The 21,536-nt window shown below is 34.9% G+C and carries 12 protein-coding genes; 8 read left to right on the top strand and 4 right to left on the bottom strand.

What is annotated here, in order from left to right; all coding sequences use genetic code 11:
* Positions 1–130 precede the first annotated feature (130 nt).
* The 5 genes from QL232_RS00515 to QL232_RS00495 all read left to right on the top strand — a co-directional run bounded on the left by QL232_RS00515 (position 131) and on the right by QL232_RS00495 (position 13,142).
* Positions 131–1,777, top strand: a complete 1,647-nt coding sequence (locus QL232_RS00515) for an arylsulfatase (RefSeq protein ID WP_281612580.1) — start codon at positions 131–133, stop codon at positions 1,775–1,777.
* 173 nt (positions 1,778–1,950) lie between these two features.
* A complete protein-coding gene (locus tag QL232_RS00510) occupies positions 1,951–4,203 on the top strand; it encodes an Ig-like domain-containing protein (RefSeq protein WP_281612579.1) in 2,253 nt (750 codons plus the stop codon).
* Positions 4,204–4,378: 175 nt separating this feature from the next.
* Positions 4,379–4,699 (top strand): hypothetical protein, encoded by a 321-nt coding sequence (locus QL232_RS00505; protein WP_281612578.1) that lies wholly within the window; start codon positions 4,379–4,381, stop codon positions 4,697–4,699.
* A 430-nt stretch (positions 4,700–5,129) separates the two neighbouring features.
* Positions 5,130–8,852 carry an Ig-like domain-containing protein gene (locus tag QL232_RS00500; protein WP_281612577.1) on the top strand — a complete coding sequence of 1,241 codons (3,723 nt, stop codon included), beginning with the start codon at positions 5,130–5,132 and terminating at the stop codon, positions 8,850–8,852.
* A gap of 279 nt (positions 8,853–9,131) precedes the next feature.
* Positions 9,132–13,142, top strand: coding sequence for a T9SS type A sorting domain-containing protein (locus tag QL232_RS00495; protein ID WP_281612576.1), 4,011 nt, complete (start codon positions 9,132–9,134; stop codon positions 13,140–13,142).
* A 73-nt stretch (positions 13,143–13,215) separates the two neighbouring features.
* On the opposite strand, the gene QL232_RS00490 is transcribed toward QL232_RS00495, so the two are convergent.
* The 3 genes from QL232_RS00490 to QL232_RS00480 form a co-directional block, all read right to left on the bottom strand.
* On the bottom strand, positions 13,216–14,499 hold the full coding sequence (locus QL232_RS00490) for a C45 family peptidase (RefSeq protein WP_281612575.1): 1,284 nt from the start codon (positions 14,497–14,499) through the stop codon (positions 13,216–13,218).
* Between the two features lie 164 nt (positions 14,500–14,663).
* Positions 14,664–15,194 (bottom strand): hypothetical protein, encoded by a 531-nt coding sequence (locus QL232_RS00485; RefSeq protein WP_281612574.1) that lies wholly within the window; start codon positions 15,192–15,194, stop codon positions 14,664–14,666.
* A 379-nt stretch (positions 15,195–15,573) separates the two neighbouring features.
* Positions 15,574–15,957 (bottom strand): hypothetical protein, encoded by a 384-nt coding sequence (locus QL232_RS00480; RefSeq protein ID WP_168884564.1) that lies wholly within the window; start codon positions 15,955–15,957, stop codon positions 15,574–15,576.
* A 207-nt stretch (positions 15,958–16,164) separates the two neighbouring features.
* Between QL232_RS00480 and QL232_RS00475 the strand changes: the two genes are divergently transcribed.
* From QL232_RS00475 to QL232_RS00465, 3 genes are all read left to right on the top strand, one after another.
* Positions 16,165–17,271 (top strand): sensor histidine kinase, encoded by a 1,107-nt coding sequence (locus tag QL232_RS00475; RefSeq protein ID WP_281612573.1) that lies wholly within the window; start codon positions 16,165–16,167, stop codon positions 17,269–17,271.
* Complete coding sequence (locus QL232_RS00470; RefSeq protein WP_281612572.1) at positions 17,268–17,933, top strand: DNA-binding response regulator; 666 nt, start codon at positions 17,268–17,270, stop codon at positions 17,931–17,933. The genes QL232_RS00475 and QL232_RS00470 overlap by 4 nt, the downstream gene beginning before the upstream one ends.
* 86 nt (positions 17,934–18,019) lie before the next feature.
* Positions 18,020–18,919 (top strand): alpha/beta hydrolase, encoded by a 900-nt coding sequence (locus QL232_RS00465; RefSeq protein WP_281612571.1) that lies wholly within the window; start codon positions 18,020–18,022, stop codon positions 18,917–18,919.
* A 50-nt stretch (positions 18,920–18,969) separates the two neighbouring features.
* On the opposite strand, the gene QL232_RS00460 is transcribed toward QL232_RS00465, so the two are convergent.
* Positions 18,970–21,426, bottom strand: coding sequence for a glycoside hydrolase family 2 TIM barrel-domain containing protein (locus QL232_RS00460; protein ID WP_281612570.1), 2,457 nt, complete (start codon positions 21,424–21,426; stop codon positions 18,970–18,972).
* Between the last annotated feature and the right edge of the window lie 110 nt (positions 21,427–21,536).

The raw sequence follows: 21,536 nt of genomic DNA, 5'->3' as shown, positions 1-21,536 counted from the left end.
ATTACCTTCTTTGGGAGGGCCTTTTTATGTTTTCATGACCATTTTATGTTACCATTTGACTAATTTGTAGCAGTTAAACCTATCAAACATCCATATTATTGTATTGATCGAACACAGCAATCAATAAAGTATGAAACGAATAATTTTTTTTAGCCTACTAACATTGGTGTTTTTTTCTTGTAAAACTTCCCAAAGTGAGACTACTCGACAAGAGACAAGAAAACAACCGAATATAATTCTGATTATGGCAGATGATATGGGTTTCTCAGACCTTGGCTTTATGGGGTCTGGAATTGAAACACCGAATATCGACAGATTAGCTAAGGGAGGACTTACCTTTAATCAGTTTTATAATGCAGGAAGATGCTGTCCAACTAGAGCGACTTTGCTTACAGGACTGTATGCTCACAATGCTGATTTAGGATGGATGACGGCTTCAGATTTTGGAAGACCTGGATACAGAGGAGCAATTAGTCAAAATAGTGTAACCATTGCTGAAGTTTTAAAAACAGCAGGTTATGCGAACTATATGACAGGAAAATGGCATGTAACTTACGATAAGACAATGGTACCGGGAGGTGACAATAAGAATTGGCCATTGCAGAGAGGTTTCGATCAATATTATGGAATATTAGCCGGAGGGGGAGGATATTACGACCCCAACACTTTAACTAAAGGAAATACTATTGTTCCACCAGCTGATGATTTTTACTTGACTGAAGCGATCAATACTTCAACAATAGAAATGTTGGAACAGCATTATACATCTAAAAAAGAGCAGCCTTATTTTTTCTATGTAGCACATTATGCACCACACCGACCTTTGCATGCCTTGGAGGAAGATATCAAAAAATATAAGGGAAAGTTTAGTAAAGGTTGGGACCACTTCAGGAAGCAAAGATACAATGAGATGAAAAAGAAAGGTTTAGCGGATGCTTGGGCATTAAGCAAAAGACCTGTAGATATACCCGCTTGGGATACACTTACTGACGACGAAAAAGCAATGTGGGAAGTATATATGGAAGTATATGCAGCACAGATAGATAGAATGGATCAGGGTGTTGGACAGATTATCCAGTTTTTAGAAGAGAAAGGTGATTTAGAGAATACGATCATCATGTTCCTTTCTGATAATGGAGGAAATAAAGAGCCAGAAGGTCAGTTGATGAATGTAGCTGATATGAAAGATATTGGTGGAAAAACATTCAATCAAAGTTACCGTAGAAATTGGGCGAATGTGAGTAATACTCCGTTTAGACTGTATAAAAGCTCCAATCATGAGGGAGGAATTAGCACACCTTTAATTGTTCATTGGCCTTCAAAAATTCGAATGGCAGGAGTATCACAACAGTCTGGACATGTATTGGATATTTTACCCACTTTGATGGAATTAACAGGTGCTACTTACCCAACAGAAAATAAGGGCCATACCATTAAACCTTACCAAGGGAAAAGCTTTGTTTCGGCTTTCGATGGAGAAATACAAGAGAGAGGAGCCATGTATTTTGAGCATGAGGCGGACAGGGCAATAATAGAAGGAAGATGGAAACTTGTTGCTTTAAAAGGAAATAAACCTCCTTACAAAGGGCAATGGAAATTATATGACCTTACAGTAGATAGAACAGAGGAAAATAATTTGATTGAGCAATATCCAGAAGTTGCGAAGAACCTTGAGAAAAAATGGAATACTTGGGCTGAAGAGAACAATGTCCTTCCATTAGATGGTAGAGGTTGGGGAAAACGCATAAAAAGTGATATAAACAATAAAGATATTTAATAAGAAACAACATTATTAGAGTGAATATAGTGGCTAACCCCATTTACAATTGTAGATGGGGTTTTCATGTTTTTTTTATGCTAGTTTTTAAGGCAAATCTGTTCATACCGACTGATAATATTTATTTACTTGACAGTACAAATAATCACTCACTTTTTTGGATGACTACAAACATGAACAGGTTTTTATTATTCTTTTCGATTTTATTAATAGGGTATTCCTACCCCATTTTTTCACAAGAAACATCAAGATCATATTATTTTAGTAATGAAGGAAATGACGATAATGATGGCTCGATAAATTCCCCTTGGAAGACGCTTGAGAAGGCTACAGAAATTTCGAAAGCAACTAATAAAGGAGGCATCTTAAAACCCGGTGATCAGGTGTTATTCAGATCAGGTGATACTTTCGAAGGACAACTTATCTTTTCAGTTTCAGGAACGGAAGCAAAACCAATTCTTATTGGTCATTATGGAGAGGGAGAATTACCCATTCTTTCAGGTTCAGGAAATATACCGAATGGTGATTATCATGAAACCATAAAAATGATAAACATAAGTCATGTTACTTTGGATGGACTTTGGGTAAAAAACAATAGAAAAAATAAGGGCAACCTAAATTGGGCTACAAACAACTCAATTGGGATTAAAGTAATTGCCAATAAGTGGGGAGGTATATCAAAAGGCTTAACGTTCAGGAACCTAAAGCTGACAGATATTTTCGGTATTGACATGATTGACTGGGAAGGGAAGTTTACCTTGGATTATTACTCAGCACATGGTATATTTTTGGATTCAGAAGCCAATGATCTTACTGTAAACCCCATCAAAGAAATAGGCATAGAAGATGTTTTAATAGAAGATTGTTATTTCTACAATATTGGTAGTAGAGGTATAACTTCTCGTCATCTAACAAATATTAGAAACAACCCAATTGATGATGAAGATAGAAATAAGAACTTCATTATTCGTAATAATACGTTCGAACAGCTTGGGGCGGATGGTATCGTATTATCTTCTGTTTATAATGCTTTGGTAGAACATAATGACTTTATTGATTTAGGTTGGGGAGATCATAGATCATCAACTGATTTATATTTTGGTAGAGGAGAAGGTTGTTGGATTTGGAATGCTCGAAATGTGATTGTACAATTCAATAAACAATATCGAGCAAGAGGATTTGGTGATACGTATGGAGCAGCTGGACATATCGACTTTTTTACTAAAAATGCCATTTATCAATACAATTACAGCGAAGATACCGAAGGAGGTTTTGTAGAGATTTTAGGTGATTGTGTCAACAGTACATTCAGGTATAATGTAAGTGTCAATGATGGACAACGTGATTTTCATGGCTATTCGCTTTGGGTATCAGGGTTTGTAGGTAAGGATGTTGAACCTGTACGTTCAGACAGTAACTTTATCTATAATAATACGGTGTATCTCGACAAGGAAATCTGCCAACCTGATATTTCAATTTTTGCGAAGAATACCTATATCTACAATAATATATTTAAGGTGAAAAATGGTGCAGCAATAGGAGCAGATGGGGTAGAAATTGATATTGAAGAAGGAAGTGAATTGATTGTAGATAACAACTTGTTTTTTGGGGATATTTCCACTGACTTTACAGATTTGGACAATAATAAAATCATCGATGAAGACCCAGAATTTATCAATGAGGGTACTAGTGGAATAGATGGTTATCAGATTAAAGAGAGCAGTCCGGCTGTTAATGTGGGAAGAAAAATTCCTGAACCTTCTTTTCCAATGGCAGGGAAAGGTATTTTCAAACATATTTCGATATATACAGCCACAGATATTTATGGTAACGAAGTAGATGTCAGAAACTTAATATCAAATATTGGGGCTGATAATAACTTTAATGAAGATATTAATGCAGGTCCTTCACTTCCTGTATCATCAGTGCTGATTGAGAATGAAGTAAAAGAATTGATCATCGGAGAAGAAAATCAATGTGTTGCTCAAGTTTTGCCTTTAAATGCAACGAATAAGAAGGTAACATGGACTTCAAGTGATCCGTCCATTGCAACTGTAGATCAAACCGGGAAAGTAAAAGCATTGGCTGAGGGAACGGTTAAAGTAACCGTAACTACGGAGGAAGGCAATTTTACATCTTCTATAAACATCACTATAAAATCTGATTCCAATGGTGAGGTTTTAGGTGTGGATGATCCATCATTTCAATCAAAAGTTTACCCTAATCCGACGACAGGAAAGGTGATGATTACATCAGCAGGGAATCATGATTTAGCTATTTACTCGGTATTTGGGAAATTAAAATTTAAAAATAAATTTTCAGATACATTATTCTTAGATCTCAATAATTATATTACAGGTACTTATATCCTAGTGATTACAAATGAAAAAGGTGTATCAACTACTCATAAGCTAGTGATATATTAAAAGACTACTTCAAAACATCAGCAAAAAAGAAAAAGCAACTATTACTGTGACTGAAATAAAGCAAGCACTTTCTCTTTAATTGTGACTAAAATATTGTAATGGAGTAGTTAGAAGGTCTGAATATGCTGAACAAAGACCCAAAATAGAAGTAAGCTCACAAATTTCATCTATTCACATGATCTTAGTATGGTCTGGGAGAGGTGGCCTCTCTGTATTGGTATTATTGGTATCGATATTTGGCTTAGTACAAATTGTACCAAGAGACTTTGCCTCGTATGCCTTTGTTGTTAGTCTTTTCGTTACTGCAGCGTTTAGCTGGGTGATGGGGAAGAAATGGAATGGGAAAACCCAAATTCTCATGAACAAATCGACAGGGCAAGACATTTTGCTAAAACCTAATCATTCTCTTTTCTGGATTAAAATGCAGTATTGGGGAATAATCTTTGGCATCTTAGGATTAATCATCCTAATTCAGGAATTAGGAAAAGCAATGTAATTATTAAGTGGCTTCAAGGAAATACCTTGAGGCCTTTTTTATGGATATTCTCTCCTTAATATAGTCAGAAACTGACTTTATAAATTGTATATATAGTAAAGTACACCTTACGATTCGAAGATTATTCGGTCGTTTTTTTTAGCACAAAATTTAAATTAGTGTATTATTTACGTTAAAAATTCTACTACTGTTAAAAAATCTAAGATTGTGTTATCCAAAATGCAGTTTTGTGCCCTTCTCTCTCTCGTATTTCTCCTTAATTGACAAATATTCTATCGAAGAAATGCTTACCAAAAGAGTAAGTATCACTTTTTACACAAATGGTATTCAGTTGAATTTTGGGTTTAAAAATCAACATAATTAGAACGTAATAATGAAATGAATAGAAAATGAATACCACGGTTTTTTACTTATTAATGAATTAAATGCTATGAAGAAAACGTACTTATTTTTTCTAGTTACATTCTTCTCACTAGGACAACTTCTCTATGCTACAGGAGTTAACGAAGATCAAGAAGGAGAAACAGCAAATCTTACCGGCGAATTTTCAATTTCCACGAATGAAAACGCCTCTGGGGGATCTTTTGTGAAATTAAAAAATGTGGCACCTTATGGTGCTATGGAAGTAACCTTTACAGATGTACCTTCTGCAGGAACTTACAAACTGGAAGTCTACTCTTATAATGGAGGAAGCGAAGTAGCGGCAGACTTAACAGTGAATAGTAACGCAACAACCTCTGTTACACTATCTCCTTCTAATTGGGCGTTTGAAGGGCCAGCACAGGTGACAGTACTTGATGTCGTATTAGAAGCAGGGACTAACACAGTAACAATATCAGCAACTTCTTCGGTGGGGTTGTCTATTGATTACGTGACTTTATTAGAAAATTATAACGCTTACTATTTTAGTGCAGATGGTGATGACAACAATGATGGTAGTATCAATTCACCTTGGAAAACATTAGCGAAAGCTACTGCGATTTCAAAGCAGTCGAATAAAGGCGGGTTATTAAATCCGGGAGATAAACTGTTATTTAGAAAAGGAGATACTTTTGAAGGGCAACTAGTAGTCTTGTGTTCTGGAAGCGAAGGTAAACCTATTGAAATTGGTAGTTATGGAACAGGTGAACTTCCTATACTTTCAGGTTCAGGTAATATCCCTACGGGAGATTATTTAGAGACAGTGAAGTTGACGAACACAAGTTTCATCACAATGGATGGACTTTGGATTAAAAATAACCGTAAAAACATGGGAGATATCACTTGGGGTACAAACACAGCTTATGGTATCAAAGTGATTGCAAATAAATGGGGTGGTGTTATCCAAGGTCTAACATTTAGAAACCTAAAAATAACAGATGTTTTTGCCATCAATATGCTCGATTTTGAGGGTAAATTCACTTTAGATTATTATACAGCAAAAGGTATTTTCTTTGATGCTGATAAAGACGATTTAACTGTTACACCAAAATTAGAAATAGGAATTAATGATGTATTGATTGAGGATTGCTACTTCTACAATCTAGGTTCAACAGCGGTGAGTATTCGTCATTTATCCAACGTTGTCAATAACCCAATTGATGAAGAAGAAAGAAATATCAATTTCGTAGTTCGAAATAGTCATTTTGAGAAATTAGGTGGTGATGGTGTAATTCTATCATCAGTTTGTAATGCGATCGTAGAGAAAAATACATTTATTGATTTAGGTGTCGGAGAGAAAAATGTTCAAGACCTCTTTTATGGTAGAGGTGAAGGATGCTGGATTTGGAATACAAGAAACGTTGTAGTTCAATTCAACAAACAACTTAGGTCTAGAGGTTTTGGTGATACTTATGCTTCAGGACATGTGGATTTCTATTGTAAAAACTCAATTTTCCAATACAATTATAGTGAAGACACAGAAGGTGGATTTGTTGAGATTTTGGGAGAATGTGTTAACAGTACTTTCCGTTATAATGTGAGTAAAAATGATGGTTTTAGAGATCATCATGGATATACTATTTGGTTATCAGGTTATGTAGGCACAGGAAACGATCCTGTTCGTTCAGACAGTAGCTTTATCTACAACAATACTGTTTTTTATGATCAGGCAGGCTATAAGCCAGATATCTCAATTTTTGCAAAGAATACTTATATCTACAACAATATCTTTAAGGTTATTGATGGAGCACAAGTAGGAGCTGAAGAAGTCATGATTGATATTGAAAATGGAAGTGAATTAATAGTAGACAACAATATGTTCTATGGAGATATTGCACCTGCTTTCACAAATCTTGATAACAATAAAATTATTGGTGAAGACCCTGTTTTTGTAGACGAAACAGCAGGTGATATTTATGGATATCAGCTACAAGAAAGTAGCCCTGCTATTAACAGTGGTAGAGTACTACCAGAACCATCATTCCCAATGGCCGGTAAAGGTATTTTTGAAAACTTCTCTCTATATACTGCAAAAGACATCTATGGTAATGATGTGGATGTTAGAAATTTAATTCCAAATATCGGAGCTGACAATACGTTTAACAGTGGTTACCATAAAGATGATGTTCGTGTTTCTGGAGTAGAAGTTTCTGGAGCAGGGAATGCTATTGAAATAGGAGAAACGGTACAGCTTACGGCATCGCTTTTACCATCAAATGCAACTCACAAATCTGTAACATGGTCGAGTAATGATGAAACAATTGCGACAGTTGATCAAGCAGGTTTAGTGACTGCTGTAGCTAACGGAAATGTTGTAATAAAAGCAACAACAACTGATGGAGGGTTTACAGCATCAACAAATGTAGCAGTAGGGGTTGAACCTGAAGTAGATTTAGTTATTAATGGCGGTTTTGAAGAAGGGTTTAATAGCGAATGGAGCTCATGGAATAATCCTCAAGAAACCTCAGATGCATATGAAGGCAATATTGCTATGGCGATTACAACTAAAGGATCTTTAAATCAGTGGATTGACGTTGAAAAAAATACCGACTATATTTTATCCGCTTACATGAAGATCACAGATACATCAAAAAGAGTAGTTTTAGGTGTAAATGATGCAGCCAATAAAGGATTGGAATCGAAAGATATTTACTCTGGTGTATACAAATACCATGAGGTCGTATTTAATTCTGGAAATAATGAAACAGTAAAAGTATACTCATGGTTACCGCAAAGTGGTAGTGCAGTGGCTACTGTAGATAATATGAAAGTGGTGAAAAAACCAACGGTATATGTACCTGTTACTGAAGTGACAGTCTCAGCACAAGTGAATCCATTGTTTGTGGGTGATGACTTAGTTTTATCAGAAGATGTATTACCAAATACAGCGTCAGACAAATCAGTGACTTGGAGTAGTGACAATAGTGCGGTAGCAACTGTATTTAATGGAACAGTCACAGCTGAAGGAGTTGGAACGGCCAATATTACAGTGAAAACAGTTGATGGCGAGTTTACAGCTACTACTCAAGTAACAGTATCTCCATCAAGTATTGAAGCATTTAAAAATGGTGATTTTGAAGATGGTTTAAACCATTGGGGTACTTGGCAAGACATCACTACAACAACGAGTGGTGCTTATGAAGGAGCTGCATTACGATTAAATGGAGTAGCTTCATGTAACCAATTTGTAGAAGTAGAACCAAATACATCTTATATTTTCTCAGGATATGTTAAAGTAGATAATCCTTCTTCTGAAAGAGTAGTGTTGGGAGTAAATGATGAGAATTCTAATGGTATTGCATTCAAGAATATCACCAACCAAAATTATACTTATCACGAGGTCGCTTTTGAAACAGGTGCAAATCAGACAACAATAAAAGTTTATTTCTGGAGACCTTCTGGAGGTACAGGTTATGCTTATTTAGATAACGCGATGTTGTACAAAGCACCAGCTTCCTCTGCAAGAAAAATTAGTGCAGAGACATTAGAAAATGAACTGGAAAACTTAATGGTTTATCCGAACCCTGCCTCTAATTATATCACTTTTAGATTGGAGAATCATAAAGGTGAAAAATCACTTGAAATCTTTGATTTAGTAGGTCATTCTATCCTGCAGAAACAGTTTGATAGTTCTATCAAAATTCCTGTTTCGCAATTATCAAAAGGAACATATATTGTCATTGTTACTGACCAAGATGGTCATCGAATCCCAAGCCGTTTTATTGTAAAATAAATTGGGTATAAAACTGATAAAAAGCAGTATATCTTAATTGGTATACTGCTTTGTTTTTTTAAGACTTCGCTAATGAGCTGGAAGTTTTTCGATCTTATGGTAAAATATTTTTACTTAGGTTATTTCACTCAATCACTATCTCATTTTCCTTGATGAACTATTGTATTAATAATTAATGCTTTGTGTTAATCTCATACTTTTCTGTGTTCATATTTTTATCTAAAAAGACTTTTATTGTCATTGAATTATTACTTCAATACAATCAAACAAAGCAGATTTATGCAGCGGCTATTTATATTTTTTCTACTTACATTTTTTACTTCATATTTTGCCTTTTCACAAGAAAACCTTTCTCATTTTCAACCTTACAATACACAGGGAGACAATCTAATTCATGTAACAACAGCAGATTTAGATGGTGTAGGTTATAAAGATTATGTGATTGCAATGACTGTGGAAGGAAAAGTAATTGCATTTCAAAGACCTTCTGAAATAACATCCCCTGAGGCAGATAATCGATTGTGGGAATATACCGATCTACCTAGTCTTGGTATCAGAATATTTGCTGAAGAGTTAATAGCAAGCAGTAAAGGGGAGGAGATAATTTTGCCAGGTACGGATGGACATTTAAGAATACTGTCCTCTACAGGAAAACTATTAAAAGATAAGAATGTTAGTACAGGAGCCTTGTATACAGCAACAGTAGGTAAAAACTCTGATGGGGAAACTATAATTATGACCTCGGGAGTAGATGGACTTGTCTACTTTTTTAATACTGATTTGGAATTACAAAAAACCGTTCGACCTAAAACAGATAAATCAGGTAATTTAGCTGGATTGATTCGTCATTTGGTAGCTGGTGATTTTGATGGAGATGGGAGTGATGAAGTTGCTGTATTTATTAATCGAAGGAGTTTTGAAGGGAATAACTTCTTAGATGTGTTGGATATTTCTACTTATACCCGTCCTAGTTATTGGAATGGAGATACAGGTTTTATTTCTGATAACACTACTCCTGGTTTGGGCTTTACTGACAAACAATTACCTTTTGCTTATGATATAGATAATGATGGAGACGAAGATATTGTAGCTCATTGGGGAGTATTTCATCCAGAAAATGGTTTGGGTTCAAAAGAATTTTCATCAATGCTGGAGGAAGATGAGAAGCTTACACTCAAAAAGTATGAAGACTTTGCCAAGCAATACTTAAAGGGCCTTCTAGGATATAAAAACAAAGACCATATCACAAACACTGGAAAATACCTGATGCAACATGGTTTGCCTGGTAATTTTACAACTGATGAAGCAAAGGAATTATTTACTTTATATGGCGATGATCTTTTCTTATCAAAATATAATGTTGATGAAAAGGCATTTTCTATAGAAGAATATACATGGGCACATTCTGATTATCATTTTACAAGTATTGCCCGATTAGAAGATAGAAATGGAGGATATGATAAAGTAGTGCTGTCGGGACCTATGAATGGTGATGATCATTTCTATGTAGTAGATGTTAGTACTTCTGATTGGCAGCAGCAAGCAAGAAAAATTGCTTATCGAGGAGCTTTTAAAGAAGTGAATGATAACCTTGATGAACTGACGAACAGCCTCCAACAAATTAAGACAGAAGAAAAAGAGGAAAACCGTGAACCCATCTGGTTTGTAAGTTCTTCATTTGGAGGATGGTTAGGTTGGGACATGACCGCTGATAATTGTAATGTAAGAGCACAAGCAGCCTACGATGAAATGCAAAAATGGTATGCTAAAATTGGAGGAAGTAAGAATGTTCGACTAGCCTTGACCATGAATACTGCCATCTATGGCGAAACAACCCAAGGTGAAAACCCCAATATTACAGCTGAGGGAGTAATTGCTTTTAGTAAGGCATTAGCAAATAAGGGCGTATATTTTAGTATTATCATTGGTCATGGTAACCATTTATACATGACTCCTGAAACACTGGCATCCATCTACGAAGCTTCGATAGTAGATGGAGAATGTTACATGATGGCTAGATCTAAAGAATTAAGAACAGACGAATACTTCGATTTTTATACCCCAATGTTGGATGCAGTTTTAGAAAAAGCTGAAGCTATTAAGGCAAAACCACCTATGATAATGTTATGTGCAAAAGGAGCAATAATAAGTTCTTTTTCTCAAGAACAAGGGGATGAATATTTTCCTAAATACAGAGATATTTTAGTACCAGGGGTTGAGAATTCGAATGTAGGGGTACAAGATTTAAGTATTCAAGAAAGAGTAGGTTTATGGATGAATGGAGACGTTAAAAACTGGGGTTGTAATATTATTGGAGATAACCTGACTCCAAATAGAGTAGCAGAATGGGGTGGTATGCGTAATGCTCATGTAGTCTTAAGACAAATGCTATCTCAATATGCCTTAGGAGCTAAGGTTTTTAGATTAACATCTGTAACTAGTAAAGAAAATCCTTTATACACTAGAGGTGATGTTTCTGATAAAGAAGAAGAATGGACACAGGCCTATCAGAAGGGGGTTTTGAATTTCTTGAAAATAGTAGAAAGTGGTATTTACCCACATGCCCAAAGTCCAAGTGAAATGAAAGGGATTTCACCTGTTGCAGTAACGCTTTATAATGGAACTGAACGTATGAAAGAGCAACATTATAAGCATGATCATGAGTTATACAATGCTGATATAAAAGAATATGTACTAAGTAGATTAGCATGTTGGAATGCTTTTAATGATGTACCTCAAACAGATGTAACAAGCTATATCAGTAATGCAAAAAGAAGGTTTGATAATATGCTACCTACCTCAGAAGGCGGATTTGTTACCTTCGTTCCTCATCGACAAAGCGTTGAAGTCGAGGGTAATAATTGGTGTAATGTGGCCTACCAAACAAACGGAGATTCTTGGGATGATTTTTCTTTGCAACAAGGTAGAGAACATATACTTTCAGAACTGAGAGTACAAAAGAAAAATTTAGATTTCTATGTTGATGGGACTTGTTTCTGGCAGACATTGAGGAAAGATAATGATCCATTAACGTATTATGTGATGTTAATGGGGAACAGCTTTCTAACTCCAGAAGAAAGTTTAGTTAGCTTTAAAGCAGGAAATACATTAACAGGATCTTGTGAAGTTATTGATCAACTCTCAGGAAACTCCTTAGGTATACTGTCTAGTACTGAAAGTGAAATCGCTATAAAGATTCCAAAAGGTGTACCCAGAATCTTAAGAGTAGAACTTGAGCAAGCACCTCTGGAAGGACTTCATGAAAATGGTGATTTTGAAGCAAAACTTATCAATTGGAATTCTGATGATCAAGTGATGGCTACAACTTCTGCCTATTATGGTGTATATGCTGCAGAGTTAACAGGAACAGGGCAACTGAACTCATGGAGAAGAGTATTGCCAAATACCACATATACATTAAGTGCGTTTGCAAGAGTACAAGATATAGAGAATGGCAATGCCGTTTTATCTATTCAGGATAAAGATGGAAAACCAATCAGAGCGATTGAGGTGAACAGTGAAAATTATACCGGATACCGATTAATGTTTACAACTGAGGAAGTAACAGACTCATTGCAGATTGTATTTGAAAGAACAAAAGGTAGTACAGGAAAATCATATCTAGATGAGGTTGTTTTTAAGAAAACAGCTTATGTATTGAATCCAGACTTTGAGAAAGAGCTTTCATGTTGGGAAACACAAGGAACAGTAAATATTGATAATTCGTCTGCTAAAATAGGAGCCAATGCGAAACTATCACAGTGGATCAAAACAGCTTCTAATTCTCAATATGAAATTGTCTTTACTGCTCAATTGGAAAATCAAACGTTACAATTCAGTGTTTTTGATAAAGACGAAGAGTTAATCACAAAACAAGAAATAAGCAGTACTCAAAATAATGAACAAAGTATCATTTTCAATACAGATCCTAATAGTGAAGATGTGAAAGTTGAATGGTCAAGTACTGATAGCAAAGGAGAAAATGTTTGGGTAGATTCCATTAAAATTAAAAGATTAGGTGATGCTGAATATATACCTAATCAAATCTTTGACGATGGATTATTACTTAAAGTCTTTCCAAATCCAGCGAAAGAAGTGCTGACTATAGAAACAAACGATCATCAGCATAAAACAGTAAAGATCTATGATATCATGGGTAGACTTATGTATCAAGATGATTTATTAAGTGGGTTAGAAATTAATGTAAGCCAATATCCTAAAGGGACTTATGTGATATTATTGACAGACAATAATGGAGAAAATATCACAGCTAGATTTATAGTTGAATAAAATGAATATAGTGTAAAAAGGATTAGGTCAAACGACACTAATCCTTTATCACTACTTCTCTAACGCATTGTTATTATTGGTATTTCACACGTATTGTTTCTGCCTGTAATTCGCCAGGTACACCGGGAGCGGTGCATATATCTATGTACTTATCTGAAAACTCTACAATAATCCAGAAGTTGGTTGTTGCTTGATTTTCATCAACATACTTTCCAATGGGGTATTGTTTAAATAGATTAACCCATTCGTAAACCGTCATCCATTTTTTATCCGTTAATTCTTCCTTAATCATTGTATATCGAGTTTCACTGTCTGCATTGTGTTCCCAATATCCTTTTGGAAGTCTTTTCATGTTGACCTGTTCATCTAATTTAAAATGTTCTTTCACTGAAGCTTTTAAATCATTATTTACTCTAGCAGCATTTGCTATAGCAAACCAGTGACTTCCAGGGTTATACTTTTCTGTTTGATTCGGAGATACTTCATAGGCAACAGAACCATTTTTATCTGTAATCACGTATCCTAAACCAACAGCGATCTTAGTTTCTGATAATTTTACTACCGCATCGTGTTTATCTTTTGCTTCCATTAATCTTCTAGCAAAGAATAAAGAAGGTAAACCATTGAGGTCTGCATTAAGATCAAATTTTGAATGTGCATTTACAGAAAACCCATTACTGAGATTAACCCCTTGTATACCTACAGTGCCGACATATCCAGTGATCAACATCGTCGTACCATCAAACTTTTTATACACCATCACGCATTGAGAGCCTTCAAAAGGACGAGCCCAATCACAAGTATAGATAGATGTCGTTCTCTTTTTGCCACGGATTGATCCAAAACTACAATGACCATTTAAATCATTTCCTTCGATAAAAGCAGGGTTATGCCCTGTCATCTTTTCGAGTACTGCAAATATCTCGTCAAAGCTAATATTGTAAACCAATAGGTCTTCAAGGTTAACTTCAGCTCCTTTAGCAATTCCTTCTAACTCTTCGAGAAGATCAGGGGTTTGTGTTTTTATCGCTTCTATAAATCCAGTGTTTTGTAGCACATAATTGTGGTATTGATGATACTCTGCTGGTAAACCAACAGACTGCATCATAGGTACAGTTAAATCGTACTTAAAGCGGTTAATGGCATACCTAATTTCTTTTTTCAGCTTTTTGCCGTGGGTAAATCCTCTTTCAAAAGGAGTTCCTTCTGCCTGTACTGTGTAATAATGGCTATTTTCATTTAACTCAATTTGGTAATAAATCGGTGGAACTCCTGCATAAGAGTTAGTAGGGAATGCCCAAACGGTTACCATCCAAACGAGAATGAATCTGATTTGATTTATCTTTATATTATTCATAAAATTCATGTTTTGAGAGGGAGGAGTAACTGAATACTCCTCCTTTGTTAAGTAGTAATGTAAAGAAAACGTTTTGTGGTTATCAAAGTAAATTTCCGATAACTACGAGGGGTAAAGAACCCGTAATAGATTAGTTAATTATAGGTGTCTTATCCATTTATCTACTATTTTTTATTTCTTTTAAAGTCATGGATATATAGATTGAAATCGGTCTCGACGATCTTATCAGTAGGAATTTCCCCATGCAATTCTTCAGGGATTCTCATCTCTCGTTTTACTTGTTTGGGGACTATCATTTTATCCACTTCTGATTTCGGATAACCAATGAAGTAAACGGGTTTTTCTTTTGTAATCATGATTTTCGTTTGTAATGTGATTTGCAACAAACCTTCTTCCTTTAATTGCCATAAGTCTTCGGTTTCAGCAATAGTAACGTCCTCTTCATTACCATAAGCATCCCATATTTTAAATCGTACCTCATCAGTGGCAGGGCATAAATCGTCCAAGTCATACTCCGACATATCAACGATCATATTTTTAAAAGAGAAACCTGCCTTTGCCTCAGGTCTAGGAGGGGTTGGATTAGGATCGTTATTCTTTTCTTTACTACAAGAAGTCAAAGAAGAAAAGATGACCCCCATAGAGATGGAGAAAAGAAGATAAAATGCAGTAGTTAATAATTTTCCGTTTTTCATTGTTTTGATTTTTGTGATTAATAAAATTGATTTTCGAGCTTCGAATTGACAGTAGACAATTTCTCGCTCAGAGTTAAATTCTTAATAGCTGAAATGAAACAGATTGAAGTGTTAGCAAACATCATCTAAAACTTACAACTCATGTTTTTCAAATTAATTAAAAATGAAATGTCATTTTATATAGTATTGAGACGTAGTTATTCAAAAAGGGTTACAGAGAAAAATGTATTTAACTTTTCTTAATTATGAAATGTATTAAATATATGAAATGACATGTCAAAAAATAGAATTAAGAATGGTCTTATAGTCAGTTTAAAATCAAAAGTGCATAAAAAAAGAGGCAACTCTGCCTCTTATTATTTTTGTAACGGATAGATGATTATTTAATCTCTATTTGAGAAACAATGGAGTCAATAACATCATTAAAAGTCTTTCCAGTTAATTTTGACATGGTTGTACACATATCGTATATTTCTTTCCCATTTTTCTCTACATACTCAATAGCGGAGATATAATCAAAGTTTTCATTGTTGGTTGCAAGTGAGAGTGCAATTCTTGTCATGGACATTAAAGGCGATTCTTCAAAGCCTTTTTCAAACTCTGTATTTCTTTGTAAAATAGTACTTATTAAAAGTAAGTCTTGATTTTCAGCAACAGTTTTCTCACTGTTTTTAATCTCTTTTCTATACAAGTTGAGCAGGTCAGAATTTACCCTTACCGATATACTTGTATCTTTATTTGCTTTTTTATTTTTTGCCCCCATTGAAATGTATTTTCATTATTATTGAATAGCCAAAATACTCTTTAATGGATTACTTTCAAAAATACATTTTAAAATTCTTCTACGTTAAAGCATAAATTTTTTGCTTGATAAAGAGTATCTTGTCTTGGTTGATAGTGTTTGTCATGAAAATAAGCAGGTTGACATAAAAAAATTGTTGACCTACTGGTCTAACGCTACTTTAGAATCATGAAAAATAAAATACAAAAATACGGCAGATCAATAATCATTGGATCTTCATTCGTCTTCTTTATGCTTATTCTCATGTCATTGATGGACATGATCATCATTCCTTTTGATAGGGAAGGAGAAGTAGTGGCTATATTCTTGTTTTGGTCAGGGCTATCTTCAGTAATTGCTCACAACTTCAATTACTTAAAGAGAAAAGTACCTGCCCTATTAAAATTAGGAGCTGTAATTCTCGCTCTTATTTTTATTAACATTTACGATGAAAGTGCTGGAATTCAAGAGAACTATACCACCATATTTATGGTAGTGATGTGGTTTAGTATGATTGGTTATTTTATCACTCCACAGTTTTTCCTAAAATATGTATATATCTATTATGCATGCATGATGGGTATTGTTCTGTTATGTAACATTGGCATGGATGAACATGAAAGGTTTGAGACGATTACGATTTCTTTGGCTTTATCAATTCCTATTCTTTTCTGTTTGTGGGTATATGAACAATGGAAGTGGATAAAATCATTAAAAAATGAGAAAGCAAGTGCTGAGTTACAACTTCTAAAAAGTCAGATTAACCCTCATTTTTTCTTCAACACGCTCAATAACTTATATGGGCTTACAGTAGAAAAATCGGATAAAGCACCAGAAGTGGTGCTAAAGCTTGGAGACATGATGCGCTATACGATTTATGAAGGAAGAGAAGAAAAAGTACCCATTCAGGAAGAGATTAAATACCTTGAAAATTATATAGAGTTACATAAAATTCGCTATCAGAAGAATGTACAGGTACATTTTATCAACTCGGTAATTTCTGAGTTTGAAATAGCACCGTTATTGTATATCATTCTACTTGAAAATTCATTTAAACATGGTGTTGAAACACTTGTGGAAAACGCCTACATATTCATCGAAATTGAAGAATGTGGAAATTCTGTCGCGTTCACTATTGAAAATAATTTTGACAAAGCAATGCAGGATCACCGCGTTGGAATAGGCCTTGAAAATTTGAAGAAAAGATTAGAATTAATCTATCCAGATAAATATACATTTGAAGAAATTAAAGGAATTAACACCTACAAAACACTTTTGACTATCGATCTATCATGAACTACATTATCATCGATGACGAACCAATAGCCCATAGAATAATAGAAGGGTATTGTGAAAAATTTAATTATTTAGAAAAGAAAGGCAATGCTTATGATGCATTTGAAGCCATGGAATTGATGCATGAACAAAGTTTAGACTTGATCTTTTTAGATATTAATATGCCTAAAATGAATGGGTTTGAATTACTTCGCTCACTTCCAAAGGCCCCTCAGGTAATTGTAACTTCTGCTTATAAGGAATACGCAGTAGAAGGTTTTGAACTCAATGTCGTCGATTACTTATTAAAGCCTTTTAGCTTCAGTCGATTTATGACCGCGATTAACAAATTAGAAAAGAAGGTATCTTCGAAAGATCAATTTTTTGTAAAGTCGGAGAAAAAGCTAATCAATATTGATATTAAAGACTTACAGTATGTAGAAGGCTGTGGTAATTATGTGAAATTGGTAGTGAAAGATAAACCTGTGATTTGTTATCAGAAGCTTTCTTATTATGATGAGTTTCTATCACAAAAAGGAGGCTTTATTCGAATTCATAAATCATATATAGTCAATGAAAAATGGATAGAAAGTATAGAAGGCAATACTATCGTTATTCAAAAACATTCCATCCCCATAGGGCAGAAATATAAGAAGCAGTTGTTGGATCAACTTTACTTATAGTGATCAACATATGCATCACCTTCATCAATTCAATACTCATATTCTCCCTTCATTATTACTACTTTTGAAATAGACTATAAATTGAAATGATGAGAAGATATATTTTTTTAACGATCGCCTTTTTTAGCCTTTTCCATGTAGCATCAGCACAGAAAAAAAAAGGTAGAACACCAGAAAAAGAGATCAACATTCCAGAAGGATTAACGTATCAGGTTATACAATATAGAGAGGATGCAAAAACACCCAAAAGAGCCAATCAGTTAGGAATTTCCTACAAAGATGATGGACAGAAAAAGAAACCGGTAGTTGTATTTATTCATGGAGGTGGATGGGCCAACGGTGATAAGGATAATGTTTTGTATCAAGTGTTTAATGTCGCGAAGCAAGGATTTGTTGGAGTGACCATTTCTTATCGTTTGGTCTCTGAAGGAGATTTTCCAGTTTGTATTGAGGATGTGAAAGAAGCTATTCGTTGTTTAAAGTCAAAAGAAGGGGAACTCCCATTGGACTTAGATAGGATAGGCATTTGGGGATACAGTGCGGGAGCACATTTATCACTAATGATAGGTCTATCGCCAGAAGATACTTTTCACTCTGGTACATATACTGATTATGATTGTAAAGTGAAAACAATAATGCCCGTTTCCACACCTACAGATTTTGTGATTAAGCCGGAGAGAGAATGGTTTCCCAAGTTTTTAAATGAAGAACAGGTGGCAGATATAGCTTTTCAACAAAGTGTTTCACCCACTCATTATGTTCATCAAGGACAGCCAAAGATTTTTATGATTCATGGTACTGCAGATAAGATTGTTCCTTCCTATCATTACTTAAATTTCAAGAAGGTGTGTGAAGAGAAAGGAATAAATAACTTTACTTTATATGAAATCGAAGAGGGTGGGCATATGTTATACTTTAAAAGAAGACAAGATGTAATGCCTCTTTTTAAAGAGTTCTTGAAAGAAGTGAAATCACAGAACATCTAAAAAAAGAAACCCCTCAAAGATTTGATAAAGATGTCTTAGAGGGGTTTTGCTTATAAAGTGGGTTGCTCTTTCACTTTAATTTCAATTTGAGCAGTTTTTAATCCTTTCCCCTTTACCTCTAAAATACCTTTCCCGGCTATATCTTGTGATTGTAGAGTAACGACTAATTTTCCATTGAAAGTTTTCATGGTTGGTTCATGAAACATTTCAAGAGAAGTAGCATCTCCATTACAAACCACCTTATAATCTGTAGCACCTTTGACTTTAAATGATAAAGGGATATTGGCTGTAGGACAAAAGTTGCCTTCTTTATCAACAACAGAGACGGTTACATAACTGAGGTCTTCACCATCTGCAGATAAGATAGAACGATCAGCTTCTAACTTTAAATGATGTGGTTGTCCTGCTGTTTCTATTTCTTTTTCAGCAACAGCTTGTCCATTGTCATCATAAGCAACGACTTTAACTGTTCCTGCTTCGTATTTCACATCCATCCATCGCAAACGGTATCTATCCAAACGAGAAGTGACATCTTTAGTACGCTTTCCTTGGCTAACACCATTAATGAATAGTTCAGCGGTATTATAATTAGTATAAACAAAAACGGGAGTAGTTTCTCCTTCTCTACCTTCCCAATTCCAATGTGGCAAGATATGTAATGTTTCTTCCTCCGTATTCCATCTACTTTTGTAAAGGTAATAGCGATCTTTAGGTATACCCGCTAGATCGCAAATACCAAAATAGGAGCTTCTAGAAGGCCACTCCTCATTGTAGGGCGACGGTTCTCCAAGGTAGTCAAATCCTGTCCAAACAAATTCGCCTAATACCCATGGTTGATCATCTTGTAAAATGAAATCATCTTCAGGAATATTGGACCAAGGACAAGCCTCATAGTCATAACTTGATGACTGGAAATCTGAATATTTCTTTTTCTTATACTCTTTTACTGGAAACTTATAAACCCCTCTTGAACTTACCGTTGAAGCTGTTTCAGATCCCAAAAGATACCCTTGAGGAAATTTTTCATAAGCTTCTTGGTATAAATGTGTTCGGTAATTTAACCCCGGAATGTCTAAAATAGCTCCGAAACCACTTTCCATAACCGCTTTTACCTGGTCCATACCTACAGTAACAGGACGAGTAGGATCTTCTTCATGGAAGATATTTTGTAGCCAAAGTGCTCTTTTTACTCCTTCACTACCATATTGATCAGGAACTTCATTGCCTGCACTCCACATCACAATAGAAGGGTGGTTCTTCAAACGTCTTACCAAATTTTTTACATCAACAGCTGCCCAATCATCAAAGAATCGATGATAACCATTTTTCACTTTAGGCTTTTTCCATTCATCAAAGCTCTCAGCAATTACCATTAAACCCAGTTCATCACATAATTCCATCTGTTCTATTGAAGGCATATTATGAGCGGTTCTAATCGCATCTGCTCCCATGTTTTTCATCATAACTAACTGACGTTTTAAAGCAGCCCTATTAATTGCGATCCCCAAAGGACCTAGATCATGATGAAGGCAAACTCCTTTGAACTTGCGTTGTTGTCCATTCAACTCAAATCCTCTTTCAGCAGTATATTTTATCTCTCTGATACCAAAAGTTTTTTCTATTTGATCTACAGCTTGTCCTTGTTTGAAGGCAGTAAGTTTAATTGTATAGAGGTATGGCGATTCAGGACTCCATAATTGAGGATTTTCTACACTAAGTTGAGTACTGATAGTATTACCAAACTTTAATGAAGACGCTCCTTCTGAAACGACCTCTCCATCTGTTGTAGATATTGAGTAATTGACTTGGTCGATATCACCCTCTAATTCGCTTGTTACATCTATTCTTGCTTTTTTCTGACTGATAAATGGAGTAGTTATAGTGGTTCCCCATTGTTGAAAGGCATCTTTATTCGTAGTAATAAGGTGTACATTTCTATAAATACCCGCTCCCGGATACCATCTCGATGACTTAGGTTGATTATGTAATCTTACCGCCAACAAATTGTCTCCTTCTTTTAGGAATTTAGTGATATCGAAGAAAAAGTAAGCATATCCATACGGATGTTCTCCTACTTTTTGTCCATTGATATAGACTTGTGCCTCACTCATCGCACCATCGAATTGTAGCAATACTTTCTTTTCGGAAAGAGAATTTTCTATCGTTATATTTTTTCTGTACCAGCCAGTACCAATATATGGTAATGCACCTGTTCTTCCAGATTTTTCTGTAGGGACTTTTTCACCGTCTTGAAATATGGCTACTTGCTGTAAATCGTATTTTTTATCAAAAGGTCCTTTTATCGCCCAATCATGTGGAATAGATACAGATTCCCAATCTTTGTCGTCATAACTTCCTAGAGAAAAATCATCATGATGTCCTTTAAAGAACTTCCAACCTTCTTTCAAAAGTACTTCTTGTCTTCCTGAATTAAATGTATCATCAGATGTGTTCTGTGATAACACAATTATTGGAAGGAATATAAATAAGTATATAAATTTTTTCATTTCACTTCTACTATCAGTTTGCGATTTTATAAATTTAAATCATACATAGCGAAAGGGATGAAACATTCTCGTTAAAGTATAATAAAGCCTGTTAAGTATCATAAATTTGT

It is taken from the genome of Flammeovirga sp. SubArs3, assembly GCF_947387565.1.
Taxonomy (GTDB): Bacteria; Bacteroidota; Bacteroidia; order Cytophagales; family Flammeovirgaceae; genus Flammeovirga; species Flammeovirga agarivorans.
Note: the sequence above shows the minus strand (reverse complement) of the source record. Positions and strands in the feature narration are given on the sequence as shown.